Annotated in this window: 21 protein-coding genes; 7 read left to right on the top strand and 14 right to left on the bottom strand. The window is 60.4% G+C overall.

The window, feature by feature from the left end:
- On the bottom strand, positions 1 to 446 hold a 446-nt coding region (locus ACRESJ_RS34760), incomplete at its 3' end, for a glycine zipper 2TM domain-containing protein (protein WP_431761928.1).
- A gap of 166 nt (positions 447 to 612) precedes the next feature.
- Here ACRESJ_RS34760 and ACRESJ_RS34755 point away from each other — a divergent pair.
- Complete coding sequence (locus ACRESJ_RS34755; RefSeq protein WP_431761927.1) at positions 613 to 849, top strand: hypothetical protein; 237 nt, start codon at positions 613 to 615, stop codon at positions 847 to 849.
- Positions 850 to 854: 5 nt separating this feature from the next.
- Here ACRESJ_RS34755 and pdxH read toward each other — a convergent pair whose 3' ends face one another.
- The 5 genes from pdxH to dinG form a co-directional block, all read right to left on the bottom strand.
- The gene (pdxH, locus tag ACRESJ_RS34750) at positions 855 to 1,502 is read right to left on the bottom strand and encodes a pyridoxamine 5'-phosphate oxidase (RefSeq protein ID WP_431761926.1); all 648 of its coding nucleotides are present in this window, start codon (positions 1,500 to 1,502) and stop codon (positions 855 to 857) included.
- Positions 1,503 to 1,526: 24 nt separating this feature from the next.
- A complete protein-coding gene (locus tag ACRESJ_RS34745) occupies positions 1,527 to 2,630 on the bottom strand; it encodes an OmpA family protein (protein ID WP_431761925.1) in 1,104 nt (367 codons plus the stop codon).
- Between the two features lie 114 nt (positions 2,631 to 2,744).
- On the bottom strand, positions 2,745 to 3,890 hold the full coding sequence (locus ACRESJ_RS34740; RefSeq protein WP_431761929.1) for a serine hydrolase domain-containing protein: 1,146 nt from the start codon (positions 3,888 to 3,890) through the stop codon (positions 2,745 to 2,747).
- Positions 3,891 to 4,115: 225 nt separating this feature from the next.
- On the bottom strand, positions 4,116 to 6,617 hold the full coding sequence (locus ACRESJ_RS34735; protein ID WP_431761924.1) for a beta-agarase: 2,502 nt from the start codon (positions 6,615 to 6,617) through the stop codon (positions 4,116 to 4,118).
- Positions 6,618 to 6,712: 95 nt separating this feature from the next.
- Entirely contained in the window at positions 6,713 to 8,857 is a 2,145-nt protein-coding gene (gene dinG / locus ACRESJ_RS34730) for an ATP-dependent DNA helicase DinG (protein ID WP_431761923.1), read from the bottom strand.
- A 99-nt stretch (positions 8,858 to 8,956) separates the two neighbouring features.
- Here dinG and ACRESJ_RS34725 point away from each other — a divergent pair, with 99 nt between their 5' ends.
- Positions 8,957 to 9,421 (top strand): CopD family protein, encoded by a 465-nt coding sequence (locus ACRESJ_RS34725; protein WP_431761922.1) that lies wholly within the window; start codon positions 8,957 to 8,959, stop codon positions 9,419 to 9,421.
- A 112-nt stretch (positions 9,422 to 9,533) separates the two neighbouring features.
- Here ACRESJ_RS34725 and ACRESJ_RS34720 read toward each other — a convergent pair whose 3' ends face one another.
- From ACRESJ_RS34720 to ACRESJ_RS34705, 4 genes are all read right to left on the bottom strand, one after another.
- Positions 9,534 to 10,292: a collagen-like protein gene (locus ACRESJ_RS34720; protein WP_431761921.1), complete on the bottom strand. Its 759-nt coding sequence runs from the start codon at positions 10,290 to 10,292 to the stop codon at positions 9,534 to 9,536.
- Positions 10,285 to 10,560: a DUF1145 domain-containing protein gene (locus ACRESJ_RS34715; RefSeq protein ID WP_431761920.1), complete on the bottom strand. Its 276-nt coding sequence runs from the start codon at positions 10,558 to 10,560 to the stop codon at positions 10,285 to 10,287. Before ACRESJ_RS34715 ends, ACRESJ_RS34720 begins: the two co-directional genes overlap by 8 nt.
- Positions 10,561 to 10,707: 147 nt before the next feature.
- On the bottom strand, positions 10,708 to 11,418 hold the full coding sequence (locus ACRESJ_RS34710; protein WP_431761919.1) for an OmpA family protein: 711 nt from the start codon (positions 11,416 to 11,418) through the stop codon (positions 10,708 to 10,710).
- Positions 11,419 to 11,508: 90 nt separating this feature from the next.
- The gene (locus ACRESJ_RS34705) at positions 11,509 to 12,204 is read right to left on the bottom strand and encodes an OmpA family protein (RefSeq protein ID WP_431761918.1); all 696 of its coding nucleotides are present in this window, start codon (positions 12,202 to 12,204) and stop codon (positions 11,509 to 11,511) included.
- A gap of 190 nt (positions 12,205 to 12,394) precedes the next feature.
- Here ACRESJ_RS34705 and ACRESJ_RS34700 point away from each other — a divergent pair, with 190 nt between their 5' ends.
- The 4 genes from ACRESJ_RS34700 (at position 12,395) to ACRESJ_RS34685 (ending at position 14,151) form a co-directional block, all read left to right on the top strand.
- Entirely contained in the window at positions 12,395 to 12,892 is a 498-nt protein-coding gene (locus tag ACRESJ_RS34700; protein ID WP_431761917.1) for a DUF6231 family protein, read from the top strand.
- Between the two features lie 4 nt (positions 12,893 to 12,896).
- The gene (locus ACRESJ_RS34695) at positions 12,897 to 13,373 is read left to right on the top strand and encodes a YchJ family protein (RefSeq protein WP_431761916.1); all 477 of its coding nucleotides are present in this window, start codon (positions 12,897 to 12,899) and stop codon (positions 13,371 to 13,373) included.
- A gap of 62 nt (positions 13,374 to 13,435) precedes the next feature.
- Positions 13,436 to 13,921, top strand: coding sequence for an LEA type 2 family protein (locus ACRESJ_RS34690; protein ID WP_431761915.1), 486 nt, complete (start codon positions 13,436 to 13,438; stop codon positions 13,919 to 13,921).
- A 5-nt stretch (positions 13,922 to 13,926) separates the two neighbouring features.
- Positions 13,927 to 14,151 carry an SEC-C metal-binding domain-containing protein gene (locus tag ACRESJ_RS34685; RefSeq protein ID WP_431761914.1) on the top strand — a complete coding sequence of 75 codons (225 nt, stop codon included), beginning with the start codon at positions 13,927 to 13,929 and terminating at the stop codon, positions 14,149 to 14,151.
- A 136-nt stretch (positions 14,152 to 14,287) separates the two neighbouring features.
- Here ACRESJ_RS34685 and ACRESJ_RS34680 read toward each other — a convergent pair whose 3' ends face one another.
- From ACRESJ_RS34680 to ACRESJ_RS34665, 4 genes are all read right to left on the bottom strand, one after another.
- Complete coding sequence (locus ACRESJ_RS34680; RefSeq protein WP_008056806.1) at positions 14,288 to 14,494, bottom strand: SEC-C metal-binding domain-containing protein; 207 nt, start codon at positions 14,492 to 14,494, stop codon at positions 14,288 to 14,290.
- Positions 14,491 to 14,985: an LEA type 2 family protein gene (locus ACRESJ_RS34675; RefSeq protein WP_431761913.1), complete on the bottom strand. Its 495-nt coding sequence runs from the start codon at positions 14,983 to 14,985 to the stop codon at positions 14,491 to 14,493. Before ACRESJ_RS34675 ends, ACRESJ_RS34680 begins: the two co-directional genes overlap by 4 nt.
- Positions 14,986 to 15,072: 87 nt before the next feature.
- The gene (locus tag ACRESJ_RS34670; protein WP_057400829.1) at positions 15,073 to 15,549 is read right to left on the bottom strand and encodes a YchJ family protein; all 477 of its coding nucleotides are present in this window, start codon (positions 15,547 to 15,549) and stop codon (positions 15,073 to 15,075) included.
- A gap of 4 nt (positions 15,550 to 15,553) precedes the next feature.
- On the bottom strand, positions 15,554 to 16,051 hold the full coding sequence (locus ACRESJ_RS34665) for a DUF6231 family protein (protein ID WP_431761912.1): 498 nt from the start codon (positions 16,049 to 16,051) through the stop codon (positions 15,554 to 15,556).
- Positions 16,052 to 16,240: 189 nt separating this feature from the next.
- On the opposite strand from ACRESJ_RS34665, the gene ACRESJ_RS34660 reads away from it, so the two are divergent.
- Positions 16,241 to 16,930, top strand: a complete 690-nt coding sequence (locus ACRESJ_RS34660; RefSeq protein WP_322616082.1) for an OmpA family protein — start codon at positions 16,241 to 16,243, stop codon at positions 16,928 to 16,930.
- Positions 16,931 to 17,006 lie beyond the last annotated feature (76 nt).

The raw sequence follows: 17,006 nt of genomic DNA, 5'->3' as shown, positions 1-17,006 counted from the left end.
GTGCCATTCACACTGGCGATGCGCACTCGCTCACCAACGCGGAACACTTCGTTCGGTTGAACTTCCTGAACGTAGGCGCGCATGCTGCCATCGTCTTCGCGCACGGTGATTTCCACGCCCTGGGTGCGGGTCATGCCTTCCTCAGCGGCCGAACCGATCAGGCCGCCTGCGACTGCGCCGATGACCGCAGCAACGATACTGCCTTTGCCGCCACCGATGGCGCTGCCGCCAACGCCGCCGACCACTGCGCCAGCAGCGCCGCCGATCGGGGTTTTGGTGCCTTCGATTTTCACCGGGCGCAATGCTTCGATAGTGCCCATGCGAACGGTCTGCACGCGACGCGCCTCGTCACGGGAGTAGGAGTCACCGGTCAGGCTCGATTGGCATCCAGTGAGCAACATCGCCATCGTGGAAAAGGAAGCAACCAGCAGAACAGACTTACGCATAGCATCAACTCCAAAGGACAAGTATTAATTAAACTCCGCAGCTTGACGCCTGTCACGGCATCGCCCGGATAAAAATGATTTCATTCAGTTCCAGTACAGCCCCCTCACGGATTCACCACACATTAGCGGTAAATTCGGCAAACAACGCCGCTGGCCAAGGATTTTCATGGATTACTTTATCATCGTCGTCACGACTGCCGCAGGCCTGTACTTCCACTGGTGGATTTACGTGCGGATCAAACGCTGGATGGACCGTGACCTCGCGCTGGCACTGGCCGGCCAAGACGAACAGAAAAAAGCATTCATGCTCGAACAGTTGGCGAGCGCTCAGGCGCAGAAAATCAAGCGTCGAGACCTGCCGCAGTGGCTTGAGGCCGCCGCGGCAAGCTATCCCGAGCGGTAGACTGCTTAAGGCGCCAGACGTTCAAGCGTCCAGTCGGCGCCTTGCAGGCGATAGTTGAGGCGGTCATGGAGACGGCTCGGACGGCCTTGCCAGAACTCGATACGCTCAGGCAACAAACGATAGCCACCCCAATGTTCAGGGCAGTGAGGCTGGGAATCGCTGAAACGCTGCTCGGTATCCTTGAGCAGCGCCTCCAGTTCCCCGCGATCAGCAATCACTTGGCTCTGCGGCGAAGCCCAGGCACCAAGGCGACTGCCCAGCGGGCGAACCTGATAGTACGCATCAGACTCTTGCGGCGTGACCTTCACCACCCGACCTTCAATACGCACCTGGCGCTCCAGGGCTGGCCAAAAGAACGTCATCGCCGCAAACGGGTTGGCGGCGATGTGCTGGCCCTTGGCACTGTCGTAGTTGGTGAAGAAGGTAAAGCCCTGCTCGTCCAGGCCCTTGAGCAGCAGGATACGGCAATGCGGCCGACCGTCCCGGTCGACCGTGGCCAAGGTCATGGCATTCGCTTCCACCGGTGCCTGCTCGGTTTTCACCGCCTCGGCGAACCATTGGTGAAATAGCGCAAACGGCTCGGCCGGGGCTTGCGCCTCGGTCAGGCCATCACGGGTGTAGTCGCGGCGCATATCAGCCAGGGCCTTGGTCATGTCGCATTCCTTTTGGTTAACGAATCACTTCTTTGTGGTATCGGCGGTGGCGACTTTTTTCGTGTCGGCAGCGGCCTTGGCCGGAGCCGTCTTTTTCGCCGGTGTCGCGGTTTTAGCCGGAGCTTTCTTGGCGGCGGCTTTCTTGGCCGGCGCTTTTTTCGTGGCTGGAACTGCGGCCTTTTTGGCGGCTGGTGCCGGAGTCACAGGCTTGGCGACCGGCTTGACGTCTTGCGCTGCAACCATGGTGACTGGAGCCGGAGCCGGCATGTTGTACTTGCTGAGCAAGGCGATCATGGTGTTCTGCGGGGTCACCAGCAGTTCCACACGACGGTTCAAGGCACGCCCTTCAACGCTGTCGTTGGCCGCACGCGGGGCTTCGCCACCCATGCCGCGCAGCATCAGACGATCACGCTGCAGGCCGCTCAGACGGAAGATCGCGGCGACCGATTGCGCACGCTCCTGGCTCAACTTGACGTTGGCCGGGGCAGCGCCCGAGGTATCGCTGTGACCCAGCACAAGCACAGCAGTCTTGGGGTCGGCTTCGAGGATTTTCGCGACACGGGTGAACGGGCCGAGGGTCACCGGCAGCAGCATGGCCGGGCGATCAGGGTTGAATGAGCCTTCGACCGGTGCAATCACCACCAATACGTTTTCACGGCGTTCGAGTTGCAGGTTGCTGTCCTTGATCGCGGTACGCAGGCGCGGCTCGTAGTCATCAAGCCAGGCTTGGGTGACTTTCGGATCCGGCATCGGCACGGCTTTGGCCGTCGACTGCTCTTTGCCACCGAACGGCCACCACCAATTGCCGCCAGACTCGTCTTTGGCTTTGGCCACGGTAGCCGGTTTGGCTTCGGGTTTTACCTGCGGTTTGGCAGCCAGCTTGTCGGCAGGCTTGCTCGCATCGTCATCGGAACCGAACGGCCAGTACCAATGGCTGGAGCTTTCAGTCTTGGCTACCGGAGCGGTAGCAGCAGGCTTAAGAGGAGCCGGAGCAGGTTCCTTCGCTGCAACCTTGTCGGAAGAACCGAACGGCCACCAGCTGCCGCCGTCCGCATCACTTTTCGGATTCTGTGCGCAACCGGTAATAGCGAAGCACAGTGCCAAGGCGAGGGTTGGTTTGGTTGACATTGGATATCCACAAAATGAAGTCAAAAAAATCAGGCCGCTATATAGCCCGCATAAACTGATGATTTGAAACTGAAAAGGCTTTTGGGTTCCGGACCTGGGACCTTTAAGCGGGATTTACAGACAAGTGGCCAGTACCCGCACAAGTTTCTGCGCGCGCGGATCCATCAAGACGTACGGCCCCAGTGTATTTGTCACAAAACCGAAAGCCACATCGTGCTCCGGATCTGCAAAACCGATTGAACCACCGGCCCCCGGATGCCCGAACGCTCGCGGACCGAGTCCGAACGTGGCGTTGGGCACATCCGGCTGATCGAGCATGCAACCCAGGCCGAAACGGGTCCGGGTCAGCAGGGTCTTGTCTTCGCCGAGGCTGTGCTCGCGGGTCAATTCGTCGAGCATTTCGCTTTCCAGCAGGCTGCCATCGAGCAAGCCGGCGTAGAAGCCGGCCAGGCTGCGGGCATTGCCGTGGCCGTTGGCGGCCGGCTGCTGCATGCGCCGCCACTCCGGTTTGTTGGTGCTGGTCAGCACCGATGGCGGATTGGTGAATGCGCGGGTGGTCATGGCCGCTGGCTCTCGCATGGTCACTTGTAGCAGGCGCTGGGCCGCGGCATCACCGACGTTGCCTTTGCCGCGGGCGATGTGCGCCACGCGATGGAATTCTTCATCAGCCAGACCGACGTGGAAATCCAGGCCCAGAGGCTTGGCTACCCGCGCCACGATAGACTCACCCGGCCCGCGTCCGTCGGCACGGCGCAACAACTCGCCGATCAGCCAGCCATAGGTAATCGCCGCGTAGCCATGGCCTTCACCCGGTGTCCACCACGGGGTTTCGGCGGCCAGGGCGTCGACCATGGTTTGCCAGTTGTAGAGTGCTTCAGGGGCCAGCAACTCGCGCAACGCCGGCAAGCCGGCCTGATGGCAGAGCAGTTGGCGCATGGTCACGGCTTCTTTGCCGGCGGCGGCAAACTCCGGCCAGTAACGGGCAACGGGGGCGTCCAGTTGCAACTTGCCTTCGGCCACCAGTTGCAAGGCCGTAACGGCGGTGAACGTCTTGGTGCAAGAGAACAGGTTGGCAATGGTGTCGCTGTGCCAGGCCTCGGCACCGTCCTTGTCGGCGGTACCGGACCACAGATCAAGCACGGTTTCGCCACCGATCTTGATGCACAGCGCCGCACCACGCTCCTGAGGATCGTCGAACAGCGCCGCGAATGCCTCCCGCACTGCCTCGAACTTAAGCTCGTAATGACCCTGAATCTGCACCCGCAACTCCCCGGATAAACGCTCTACAAAGTGGCCCGCATTGTTCCAGTCCTTGGGGGTTTTGGGAACAGGTGCGGGCCGGGCGGTTGCGTTCTTCATCCAGGCCCGCTGCGTAGGAGCTGCCGATGGCTGCGATCTTTTGATCTTGCTTTAAAAAATCAAAAGATCGCAGCCTCGTTTCACTCGGCAGCTCCTTGAGCGGAGGCGATTCAGACACCCTGCGCCTTAATGACCCTTCCCGGAATGCCCACCAGCGCCCTTCCCCGGCCCCTTGCCAGCGTCGGCGTCGCGCCCACCTTCGGCATCGTGTTTGGCCTTATCCGCCTCGGCACTGGCCTTTTGCGCTTCCTTGGCCAACTGATCGACCGCCGCCAGATTGCTCTTGCGCACGCTGTCGACAAACCCTTGAAACGGCAGATCGGTAATCCCCACCAAACCAAAGTGACCGTTTTCGCCATCCAACAGGCGCCCGGTGACAGGCTGGTCAAGGTATTGGAACCAGTGCACACCCACAATCGACGGTTCGCTCAGTGCCTGTTTCAGGAAGTTGGCATAAGCCGGCCCTCGGTCCTCTTCCTTCGCCAATTGCGTCACGCCGCCCCAGAACGGACCGCGGTCGGTCGAGCCGAAGTTGAACTCGGTAATCAGCACCGGCTTGTTGAGGTCGCGCAGTTTGGCGAAGTCATAGCCGTCCTGCGGTTGCAGGGTGTACAGATTGAAGCTCAGTACGTCGCAATAGCGGGCGCAGGACTCGACAGCTTCCGGTGTGCTGACGGCAAACCGGCCACCCAGCAACAACTGGTTCGGCGCGTGCCACTTGAGCGAGTCGGAAATGGTCTTGAAGTAAGTGTCCGCAAAGACTTTCTGGAAATATTTGAAATCGGCTTCGATCTCCGGGTGCTCCGGGCTTGGCAGCGGCGGCACGAAGCCGGGATCTTCCATCAACTCCCAGGCAGGCAAATCAATGCCCCAGGCCTTGGAAAGCCCCGCCTGATTACGGTACTTGTCGCGCAACTGCTTGAGGAATGCGCGCTTGGCCGGCACGTCGGTGGTCATTTTCAAGGTGCCATAGGCCAGGGCGTAACGGGCTTTCGGATCATCACCCGGGCCGGCCCAGGCCAGTTCGTTGTCGGCGTAGTAACCGATCAGCCAAGGATCATCGCGATGATCTCGGGCTGCGATAGCCACGGCGCGCTCGGTGGCCATGGCGAAGCGCGGGTCAAACGGGTCAGGCATGCCGCCCCACCAGTCGTTGCCGGTGCTGATGCTGGTGTAATCGCCGACGATCGACAGCGGCAAGGTGTACGGCACGCGCTCGGCATCGCCCAGTGCTGGCGCACTCCAGTTGCCAACGGTGTTGAATCCCCAGGCTTGCAGACGATCAAGGGTCTGGCTGGCCCAGCGTTTTTCGTCGAACGACGCTTTGCAAGGTTCTACCGGCACGGGTTCGGTCGCTCTCACCGCAGCCGCTTGTTCGGCATCCGCCTTGGCAGCCTCGGCGACACCGGATTCGGCCGTCGCTGGCACCAATGGTTGCTCCGCAGCTTTCTCCTCGCTTGCCTCTACGGCGTCGGCCTTGGCTGCTTCGGCTACCCCGGCCTTGGTATTGCTACCCGGCGCACAGGGATCGCCGTATACACGCTGCAGGTTGGCGCCATAGAAGTCGTACCAGCGCCCGGCATTGAAGCCGCGCCCCTGATCGACGCCATTGCCGCCACGGTTATCCCCCTCGCCAAAGTGGTTGGCCAGCGGCTCGCCAGCCTTGGGCAAGGATTCGAACATCCATTCACGACCGGCGACATAGGTCTGGTTCACATCCGCCGCGACGGTGTTAACCCCCAATGAATAGAACGGATACCCCAGCGGCGTGACCAGGTACCAGCGGCCGTCACGTTTTTCAGTCCGGAAAAATCCACTGCCCTTGAACGCAGGGCCTTGGGTCCAGCCACCGAATTTGTCCAGGGGTGCCTTGTCGCGCTCGGCCAGCCAGTTCTTCAACTGCTGCTGTACTTTGGCGGCCGCGCCCTTGAGTTGTTCATCGCTGCTGATTTTTTCCGGCCACTTGGTCCGAGTCGATTGGCCGTAGGCGTCAACCAGATTGCCATACGCCGCTTTAGTGGCCGCTTCGCCGTCCTCCACACCGAAGCGCTCAAGCAGAATGCTTTGTGCTGCTTTCGGTTGGTCCATCGACAGACTGACCGACACCACTTGCCCACGATCGAGTTCACCGCTGCTGCTGGCAAGCAATACACGCTGACCGTCGACTGTCACCGGCATCGGTGGCCCGGCCTTCATGCCCTGGCTCAGCGGCGAAGTCGCGACCAGCGGCACCAGCAACGTCTGCGCAGGCCCTGCCGGCAGGTCGATGCGGCTGGTCAGAGTCTTGCTATCGTTGCTCTGAATCTGCACATAGAGGGTAATCGGCCAGTTCATCGCGCTCTGGATGCGCAGGCTCATCATGGCGGACTGTGACCAATCCCAGACCCCGGATTGCGGGCTCAAACGCAAGGTCGGTCGGGCTACCGGATTGAAGGTCACCCGGCGCAGCACTTCGCCTTCAGCTGTTTGCTCGGCGTTGGATTGCGGCAGATCGGCGTTCTCGGTCGCCACCCGCACCACGTCAGCGGGGCGAACGAAGTTGAACAGGGTCTGCTGACCGGCAGGCGCCGCCAGGAGGGGGGCCGCGAAGATCAGGGCAAAAACGGCGGGTAACGAACGGCGAATCATGAGAACGGAATTCTCCCTAACGACCTCGATGGGCCAGTGGATAGGCGTTGACAGAGAGATAGACAACGCGGTGGGCAGATTTGCCCACCGGTGTGTCAGGAAATTTCACGTCGGAAAGGAGGCAACGCATTAAGGATCGCCTTGCCATAGCGCTGGGTGACCAGGCGCCGATCGAGCAAGGTGATGGTGCCGCGGTCTTCTTCGGTACGCAGCAGGCGACCGCAGGCCTGGACCAGCTTCAGCGAGGCGTCCGGCACCGAGATTTCCATGAACGGGTTACCGCCTCGGGCTTCGATCCATTCGGCCAGCGCCGCTTCCACCGGATCATCGGGCACCGAGAACGGAATCTTGGCGATGACCACGTGCTCGCAATAGGCACCAGGCAGGTCGACCCCTTCGGCGAAACTCGCCAGGCCGAACAACACGCTCGAATCACCACCATCGACCCGTGCCTTGTGCTTGTTCAGGGTTTCCTGCTTCGACAGGTTGCCTTGAATGAACACTTGCTTACGCCAGTCGCGATCGAGGCCGTCGAACACGTCCTGCATCTGTTTGCGTGAGGAGAACAGCACCAACGTGCCCCGGGAACCTTCAACCAGTTCCGGCAGATCGCGAATGATCGCCGCGGTGTGCGCCGCGGCATCTCGCGGATCGGCATTGAGGTTCGGTACCCGCAACACACCGGCGTCGGCGTGATGAAACGGGCTGGGCACCACGGCGGTGACGGCTTTTTTCGGCAGGCCGGCGCGCATGCGGAAACGGTCGAAGGTGCCGAGCGCCGTCAGTGTCGCCGAGGTCACCAGACAGCCATAAGCGACGTTCCACAGGTTTCGGCGCAGCATTTCCGCCGCCAGGATCGGGCTGGCATTGACTTCGATATCGAACAGCGAACCGCTTTCAGCCAGGGTCAGCCAGCGCGCCATGGGCGGATTGTCTTCCGGGTCTTCCACGGTAAAGGCGGTCCACAACTCCCAGTTGCCCGAAGAACGGGACAACAGGCTGCCGAACAACGGGTACCACTCCTCGGCCTGATTGCTGGCGATGCCGATATTGACCTCACCGTCCATACCTTCCTTGAGCAGATCGGTGAGACGGGTGAACAGGTCGGTCAGGCGGGCAAAGCCCTTCTTGAGCTCGATACCCATCTCGCGCATATGCTCGGGAATCACCCCGCCGACGAAACGGTGACGCGGCCGCTCGCGGCCTTCGACGTCTTCGCCGGGTTTGAAGTCGGCGATCTGCTCACACGCGGTAAACATGAACTGCTGCTGGGTCTTGATCTCCCGCGCCAGCTCCGGCACTTGCTCAATCAACTTACCCAGATCCCCCGGCAGCGGGTGCTGGGCCAGCAGTTTGGTGAGGTTTTTTGCGGTGGTTTCCAGCCAGTCGGCAGTGGAACGCAGGCGGGTGTAGTGAGCGAAATGGCCGATCGCCTTGTCCGGCAGGTGATGGCCTTCGTCGAACACATAGATGGTGTCGCGCGGGTCCGGCAGCACGGCGCCGCCGCCCAACGCCAGGTCGGCCAGAACCATGTCATGGTTGGTGACGATCACGTCAACCTTGCCCATGCCTTCGCGCGCCTTGTAGAAGGCGCACTGACCGAAATTCGGACAATGGCGGTTGGTGCATTGGCTGTGATCGGTGGTCAAGCGCGCCCAATCGGCGTCTTCCAGCGCGGTGGACCAACTGTCGCGGTCGCCGTCCCATTTATTGCCGGCGAGTTTCTCGATCATGCTGGTGAACAGCTTCTGACTGGCCTCATCGACTTCGATCTTGAAGCCTTCTTCTTCGAAAAGCTGCGCCGTCGCGGTTTGCGCGTGACCTTCCTGAAGCAGCATGTCGAGCTTGGACAGGCACATGTAGCGCCCGCGCCCCTTGGCCAGGGCGAAGCTGAAATTCAGCCCGCTGTTGCGCATCAGGTCGGGTAGATCCTTGTAGACGATCTGTTCTTGCAGGGCGACGGTGGCCGTAGCGATCACCAGGCGCTTGCCGGCGGCCTTGGCCGTCGGGATTGCCGCCATGCTGTAGGCCACGGTCTTGCCGGTACCGGTGCCAGCTTCCACCGCCACAATTGCGGGCTCGCCACTGCGCCGGCCTTCGTCGTCGGTGTCGATGTCACCCAGGACCTTGGCGACTTCGGCGATCATCAGGCGTTGGCCGTAGCGCGGCTTGAGGCTCTTGGCTTCGAGAAAACGCGAGTAGGCGCCCTGGATCGTGGTTTTGAGTTCAGTGCTGATCATGGATTGTCGGGCGCAAAAAACGCTGGATAAATTTTCAGTGGTTCGGATCGGCCGCTATCATACCCCGCTAATTAATCCCGCGCAGAACGGAGTACCCCAATGACCGCTTTTAGCCTTGTTTATAGCCTGCATGTCCTCGCCGCGCTGGTGTGGGTAGGCGGTATGTTTTTCGCCTGGATGGTCTTGCGCCCCGCGGCTGTCACGGCGCTGGAGGGTCCCGCCCGCTTGAAGCTGTGGGTTGAAGTGTTTCAAGGTTTTTTCCGCTGGGTATGGGGCGCAGTCGTGCTGTTACCCGTCAGCGGCGTGGTCATGCTGAATCTGCACTTCAACGGTTTTGAGCATGCTCCGCGTTATGTAGAAGTCATGATGGGGCTCTACGTGGTGATGACCGCGTTGTTTCTACGGATACAGGCATTGATGCTGCCGGAACTACGAACGGCCGTAGAGGCGCAGGATTGGCCAGCCGGGGCGGCGGTGCTGGGAAGGATTCGGCGGCTGGTGGGGATCAATTTGCTGGTGGGTTTGGTGGTGGTGACGATTGCTGCGGTGCGTCCAACCCTCTAAAAGCTTCGCGGGCAAGCCATGCTCCTACAGGTCTGAAGTCGATCAGAGTCCTGTAGGAGCATGGCTTGCCCGCGATGACGATCTAACTGCCTACATCTATCTCAAAAACAGATTACAACCGCTGCACTGTCACCGAACCTGATGCTCCCACAGCCCCCGGTTGCCCGTCAGCCCCAGGCTTGCCGCTCTTGCCACCATCGGCCTTATAGATAAAGCAGCCCTTGGCCTTGCCGCCCGCACCCGGTTTGCCACCAGGCCCGGCCAAGCCACCGGCACCGCCAGCCACCTGAACCTTGATCTGCTCCGCCGGGTAGTCACGCGGCACGGCCAGCTTCACCGCCGCGCCTGGCGCACCGGCCTGGCCATCGCTGCCGTCGCTGCCATCGGCACCGTGACCCGCTTGCCCCCAGGTACAACCCGGCGCCTCACCATTGGCCCCGTCGAGGCCAAAAAATCCTGGTGCACCCGCGCCACCGCGTGCATCCACCTGCAATTGTGGCGCGTTCAGGGACTTGATCTGCAGATTCAGGTTACGCCCGGATCGGGCCGCTTTCTGGTAGGTGCCTGGCGCACCGCGGGCAGTGATCTGGCTGCCTTCGGACAGGTCCGCGCGACTGACCTTCAGCTCAAGCGCCTGTTCGCCAGGCACGATTGCGATCCGCGCATCACGCCCCAGATGCAGTACACCCACGGTGAGTTCGGTCACATTCGAGGGAATCAGCAAGGTGCCGTAATCCGCCACTTCCAGGCGTTCCAATTGCAAGGTGCTGGCAGTGTTGGGCAGACGCATCAGCGAGTTGGTTTCAACACTCACCACCTGAGCGCAGGCCAATGGGCTAATGAGTGCAGCGAGCAGACAGAGTTTACGCATGGGAAGCCTTAGGTGCGGGAGCAGGAAGGGTTAGCAGGTGGAAAACGCCGAAAATGAGGATCTTCAGGCGATCACGCCAAGGGTGGGCGCGGCCTCTGAGGCTGCGAAAGCACAGCAGCGCCTCGAGAAGATGCAGGCCCGCCAACAGGGCGCCAGCCAGATTGACCAGCAGGTGCAGCGGATAAATGAACGGCATGAGCTGATTGGCCAGCACCACCAACCAGAACAGCAGGGTCAGCAGCTTTCCCAGCCCCCATATCACCTTCATACGCCCCTCGATGAGAATTATTCTTTAGGCGCACAGTAACGGCTTCCGCGCGGGATAAGCCAGAGGGCAACTGAAAATTCTTCATGGAGATCGCCCAATGGCCGTCGAAACGCTGCCAATTCGCGCTCGACGGCTCTATTACGGGGCTCAATGATTGATGTGCAATTCCACGCGGCGGTTTTTTGCGCGGCCTTCCTCTGTTTCGTTATCGGCCACCGGCTGACTCTCACCCTTGCCTTCACTGGTGAGTTTGTTCGGCGCGACTCCCTGAGTTAACAAGTAATCTGCAACGGCGAGTGCGCGACGCTCCGACAAGGCCTGGTTATAGCTGTCCGCACCGACGCTGTCGGTATGCCCGACCACCTTGATGCTCGCCACATCGGCGTCCAGCAGTTTGCTCATGATGGAATCGAGCTTGCTCTGCGCAGTGGGGGTCAAGTCGGATTGATTAAAGCCAAACATCACGTCATTGCTCAGCGTAATGACTTCAGGCGCCACAGGCTCGGGCTTCACGCTGGCCGGATATTGCGGCAGCGGGCAGCCATGGTGTTCTACAGGGGTGTTGGCTGGCGTGTCAGGGCAGCGATCGCGACGGTCGAAAACACCATCGCCGTCTTCGTCACCGTCCTGGGCGTAACAGATCAAACCACCGGTCAAGATACCGAGCGCCGCTCCACCTGCCGCCCAACCGCCACTTTCGATAGCGCCCAAGCCTCCACCGACCAGTCCGCCAAGAAGGCTGCAGATGGGCCAGGTACGTTGATTGAGGGGGGCAGTGCCATCACTGTGAGTAGCGCAACCGGTCAACAGGCTGCCCAGCAGCAGAACCGGCAAGACGGTCCGTGTGAGATTGCTCATTTTTGAAAGCTCCTGTGTCACCGGCCCTTGCCGGTTACACAGGAGTAAAGACCCGCATCCGCGACTGCACAAGCCGCGGATGCGAGGGGACTAGCGGTTGATTTTGATTTCCGTACGACGGTTCATCGCACGGCCGTCAGCGGTTTTGTTATCGGCAACCGGCTGGCTTTCACCCGCACCTGTAACCGATACGAAGCTGCTGCGTGGCACACCTTCCTGGATGAGGTATTCAACTACCGAGTGGGCGCGTTTATCCGACAGTTTCTGGTTGTAGGTATCACTACCGACACTGTCAGTATGACCGGTGACAGTCAGTTGGGCGTTTGGCGCTTCACCTTTCAAGCGGGTAGCGATCTTGTCGAGTACTGTCTTGTCGGCTGCCGTGAGTGTGGCTTTGTCAAACTGGAAGTGAACATCGCGAATGACGATGACTTCTTCTTTGACTACCACGGCTTCTTCAACCACCGGAGCCGGGGCTGGCGGTGGGCAACCGTCGGCATCGACCTTCACGCCTCTAGGTGTACCAGGGCACTTGTCGCGGCTGTCCGGTACCCCATCGCCGTCTTCGTCACCATCACCATGAACCCAGCAATAGGCCGCCGCCGTACCACCAACGATCAGCGCGCCATATCCCGCCCATGACGAACTCTCGGTAGCACCGAGGCCCGCACCCACGACACCACCGACCGCCGCACAAGTCGGCCAGTCGGTTTTCTGCAAACCTGCACAACCAGTCAATACACTGGTTAGCAGGACCAGGGGTAATGCTGTCCGAACTATGCTCATCTAGTTTTCTCCTGAAGGATCGGCTTAGAACCGATTCAGGGAGTAAAGACCGGAGTTTAATTCTCCGCCAGCAATAGGCCATTGCAGTTTTATCCCGCGTTCTGGGCAGATCGTCGCTTTTCAGGTAAAGCCGCTCTAGGCTCGAAGTTCCGGGCAGGCTAGTCTTGGCAGATCTGATTGAGGATCTTCGATGATTGCAGGTATTTCTTCGCGTACGCCCCAACAGGCGTTGGCCGCTTTGCTGGATCGCTACGCCCCCTCGCGCTTGCTGCTGATTGGCGCCAGCGAGTTCCCCGCACTTGAAGCCTTCAAACTTGCGCACCCCGACTGCTGTGTGTCGCACGCCGCACCCGGGCCATTGCCTGCCGCGTTGGCGGCACGCCGGTTTGATCTGGCGCTGGTGCTTGATTGCCTCGAACACCTGCCCAAGCGCGATGGCTTGAACTTGCTCGGCGGCATCCGCAACCTCAACGCCAGTCGCATCGTAGTACTGGCCGACTTGCCGGCCAGCGGCTGGCAGGAAACGGATTTTTTCTCCCTGGCCCTGCAAGCCAGTGAGCGTTTTCAGCGTGACGATCAGGTGCTGACCCTGTTCACCTACGATCTGCTTGAATACAAACAAGTCCCCGACTGGCTGAACTCGCGGTTCTGGGCCAATCCGGAAAACTTCGGGAAATATTGGTGGTAACGCAATGAGTACATCCATTTGCCCTTGCGGCAGCGGCACCCTGCTCGACGCCTGCTGCGGTCACTACCATGCCGGGCACCCGGCGCCTTGTGCCGAGGCCTTGATGCGTTCGCGCTACAGCGCCTATGTACTTGGCCTGATCGATTATCTGGTTGCGACCACCCTGCCCGCCCAGCAGGCAGGACTCGACCGGCAATCGATCAGCGACTGGAGCGCCCAAAGCACCTGGCTGGGCCTTGAGGTGGAAAGCTCGGAAGTGCTCGGTGGCCAGCCGGAACATGCGTTTGTGACCTTTACCGCGCGCTGGCACGACGGCAGCGGCGAACACAGTCACCGGGAACGCTCCTCCTTTGTGCAAAACACCGGCCGCTGGTATTTCATCGACCCCACCGTCCGGCTCGATATCGGGCGCAACGACGCTTGCCCTTGCGCCAGTGGACAAAAGTTCAAGAAGTGCTGTTCGGGGTATTTCGGGACGTGAGGTGATGCCCAAAAGATCGCAGCCTTCGGCAGCGCCTACAGGCTCAAGGGAGAGCAACGACCATGATCACCCGGCGACTCGCACACTGTCTGTTCACGCTTGCCCTTTGTCTGGGGCTCGGCGGCTGTGCGTCATGGTTCAGCAATGATGAGCCGGACCCCACGGTTCATCTGGTCAGGGTTGAAGTGGTGCGGGCCAAGCTACTGGAACAGCGTTTTGTGCTGCACTTTCGCATCGACAACCCCAACGACAGCGAGCTGACGGTGCGCGGCCTGGAGTACCGCATTCATCTGGGGGAAATCCTGCTGGCTGAAGGCGAGCACGAACACTGGGTCACGGTCGACCCCAAGAGCAGCCGCTTCTACAAGGTGCCGATCCGCACCAACCTGTGGCCCAAGGTCAAAGACCTGGTGAAACAGCTGAAAAGTCCCGAGCAAGCCATCCCGTATCGTCTGGAAGGTGAAATGGAAACCGGTTTATTCATCGCCCACTACGTGCACCTGGCGCGTAATGGCGTGATAATCCCCGCCGATCTAATTCCGGAGTAACCCCGATGACCCAGCAACCCCATGTCCATGGCCCCGACTGCAACCACGATCATGACCATCATGACCATCATGACCATCATGACCAGGATCAGGACCATGGCCATGTCCACGGCCCGCATTGCAACCACGCCCCTCAGGAGCCGGTGCGCAACGCCCTGAAAGACGTCGGCCGCAACGACCCGTGCCCATGCGGCAACGGCAAGAAATTCAAGAAGTGCCACGGCGCTTGATGTTCAAGGCGAAGACAATCCTCGCCTGTTAGACCGTCTTCGCGAGCAAGCCCGCTCCCACAAGGGAACTGCATTCACACCACAGGTCTGCTCGCGCAGACGATACAACAGGCGAAGCAAGTCTTCGCCCGAAGCATCAAGCGCCGTGGCACTTCTTGAATTTCTTGCCGTTGCCGCACGGGCACGGATCGTTGCGGCCGACGTCTTTCAGGGCGTTGCGCACCGGTTCCTGGTGAGCGTGGCCGCAGTTCGGACCGTGGACATGGCCGTGGTCGTGATCATGCTGGTGATGGTCATGATCGTGGTTGCAGTCAGGGCCGTGGACGTGGGGTTGCTGGGTCATCGGTGTTGCTCCGGAATTAAATCGGCGGGGATTATCACGCCATTGCGCGCCAGGTGCACGTAGCGGGCGATGAATATACCGGTTTCCAGTTCACCTTCCAGACGATAAGGAACGGGCTGATCGGGTTTTTTCAGCTGTTTGACCAGGTCACGCACCTTTGACCACAGGTTGGTGCGGATCGGCACCTTGAAGTAGGCGCTGTGTTTGGGGCCGACGGTGAACCAGTGTTCGTGCTCGCCTTCGGCCAGCAGAATGTCGCCCAGGTGAATGCGGTACTCCAGACTGCGCACCGTCAGGTCGCTGTCGTTGGGGTTGTCGATGCGAAAATGCAGGAGGAGTTTCTGTTCCAGCAATTTGGCGCGGACCACCGCTATCTTCACCAGATGGACTTCGGGGTCCGGCAAGTCGTCGTCGAACCACGATACGCAGCCGCCGAGTCCCAGTGCCAGGAACAACGTGAGCAAATAGAGTGCGCCGCGGTGGATGATCATCGTGGTGTTTCTCCCTTGAGCCCCAGTCTAGACCCAAAAGATCGCAGCCTTCGGCAGCTCCTGCGAGGTGGACAGGCATTCCATGGCCTAACTGCTGAAATACCCCGCGCAACACTTCTTGAACTTCTGCCCGCTCGCACACGGGCAGGCGTCATTGCGTCCGGGCTTGAGCGGCACGGTGGGGTCGATGAAATACCAGCGCCCGGTGTTTTGCACAAATGACGAACGCTCGCGGTGGCTGTGCTCGCCACCGCTGTCGTGCCACCGCGCGGTGAAGGTCACGAAGGCGTGTTCAGGCTGGCCGCCCAGTACTTCGGAGCTTTCCACCTCAAGGCCCAACCACGTACTTTGCGCGCTCCAGTCGCTGATCGATTGACGGTCCAGGCCAGCCTGTTGGGCAGGCAGGGTGGTGGCCACCAGATAATCGACCAGCCCCAACACATAGGCGCTGTAGCGCGAGCGCATCAAGGCTTCCGCGCACGGCGCCGGGTGCCCGGCATGGTAGTGACCGCAGCAGGCGTCGAGCGGGGTGCCGCTGCCGCAAGGGCAAATGGATGTACTCATTGCATTACCACCAGTATTTCCCGAAGTTTTCCGGATTGGCCCAGAAGCGCGAATTGAGCCAGTCGGGGACTTGTTTGTATTCAAGCAGATCGTAGGTAAACAGGGTCAGGACCTGTTCGTCCCGTTGAAAGCGTTCGCTGGCTTGCAGGGCCAGGGAGAAAAAGTCGGTTTCCTGCCAGCCGCAGGCCGGCAGATCCGCCAGCACGGCGATGCGGCTGGCGTTGAGGTTGCGGATGCCGCCCAGCAGGTTCAGACCATCGCGCTTGGGCAAATGCTCCAGGCAATCGACCGCCAGGGCCAGGTCGAATCGGCGGGCTGCCAACTCGGCGGGCAACGGCCCGGGGGCAGCGCAAGCGACGCTGCTTTCCGGGTGCGCGAGTTTGAACGCTTCCAGTGCCGGGAACTCGCTGGCGCCAATCAACAACAGGCGCGCGGGGGCATATCGGTCAAGTAAAGCGGCCAGTGCCTGTTGCGGCGTGCGTGAAGAAATATCTGCAGTCATCGAAGATCCTCAATCGGGTCTGCCAAGACTAGCTTGCCCGAACGTTCGGGCCTAGAGCGGCTTGGCGACAAAAGCGCGAACCTGTCGCCAATGCGTGAATAAACAGCATGGCCTATTGCTGGCGGAGATTAAAACTCGGGTCTTTACTACCTGAATCGGTTCCGAGCCGATCCTTCAGGAGAAAACTAGATGAGCATAGTTCGGACAGCATTACCCTTGGTTCTGCTAACCAGTGTCTTGACTGGTTGCGCAGGTTTGCAGAAAACCGATTGGCCGACCTGCGCGGCGGTTGGTGGTGTCGTGGGCGCGGGCCTCGGTGCGACCGAAAGCTCGGCATGGGCAGGGTATGGTGCTCTGCTCGTCGGCGGCACGGCAGCGGCTTATTGCTGGGTTCACGGTGATGGCGACGAAGACGGCGACGGTGTGCCGGACAGCCGTGACAAGTGCCCAGGCACGCCAAAAGGCGTTCAAGTCGATGCCAACGGTTGCCCACCACCTGCACCTGTGGTCGAAGAAGCGGTTGTGGTCAAGGAAGAAACCATCGTCATCCGCGATGTTCACTTCCAGTTTGATAAAGCCACGCTTACCTCGTCCGACAAAATGGTACTCGACAAGATTGCCACTCGCCTGAAAGCCGAAGCCCCGACTGCCAAGCTGACCGTCACCGGTCATACCGATAGCGTGGGCAGCGACACCTACAACCAGAAACTGTCGGATAAACGCGCCCACTCGGTGGTTGAATACCTCATCTCGCAAGGCGTACCTCGCAGTAACTTCGTGTCGGTAGTCGGTGCCGGTGAAAGCCAGCCGGTTGCGGACAACAAAACCGCTGACGGTCGTGCACAGAACCGTCGTACGGAAATCAAAATCGAGCGTTAAGCCCCCCTTGCATCCGCGCCTTGTGCAGTCGCGGATGCAGGTCTTTACTCCTGTGTAACCGGTATAGGCCGGGGAC

Source organism: Pseudomonas sp., assembly GCF_050739655.1.
In the GTDB taxonomy this organism is placed as follows: Bacteria; Pseudomonadota; Gammaproteobacteria; order Pseudomonadales; family Pseudomonadaceae; genus Aquipseudomonas.
Note: the sequence above shows the minus strand (reverse complement) of the source record. Positions and strands in the feature narration are given on the sequence as shown.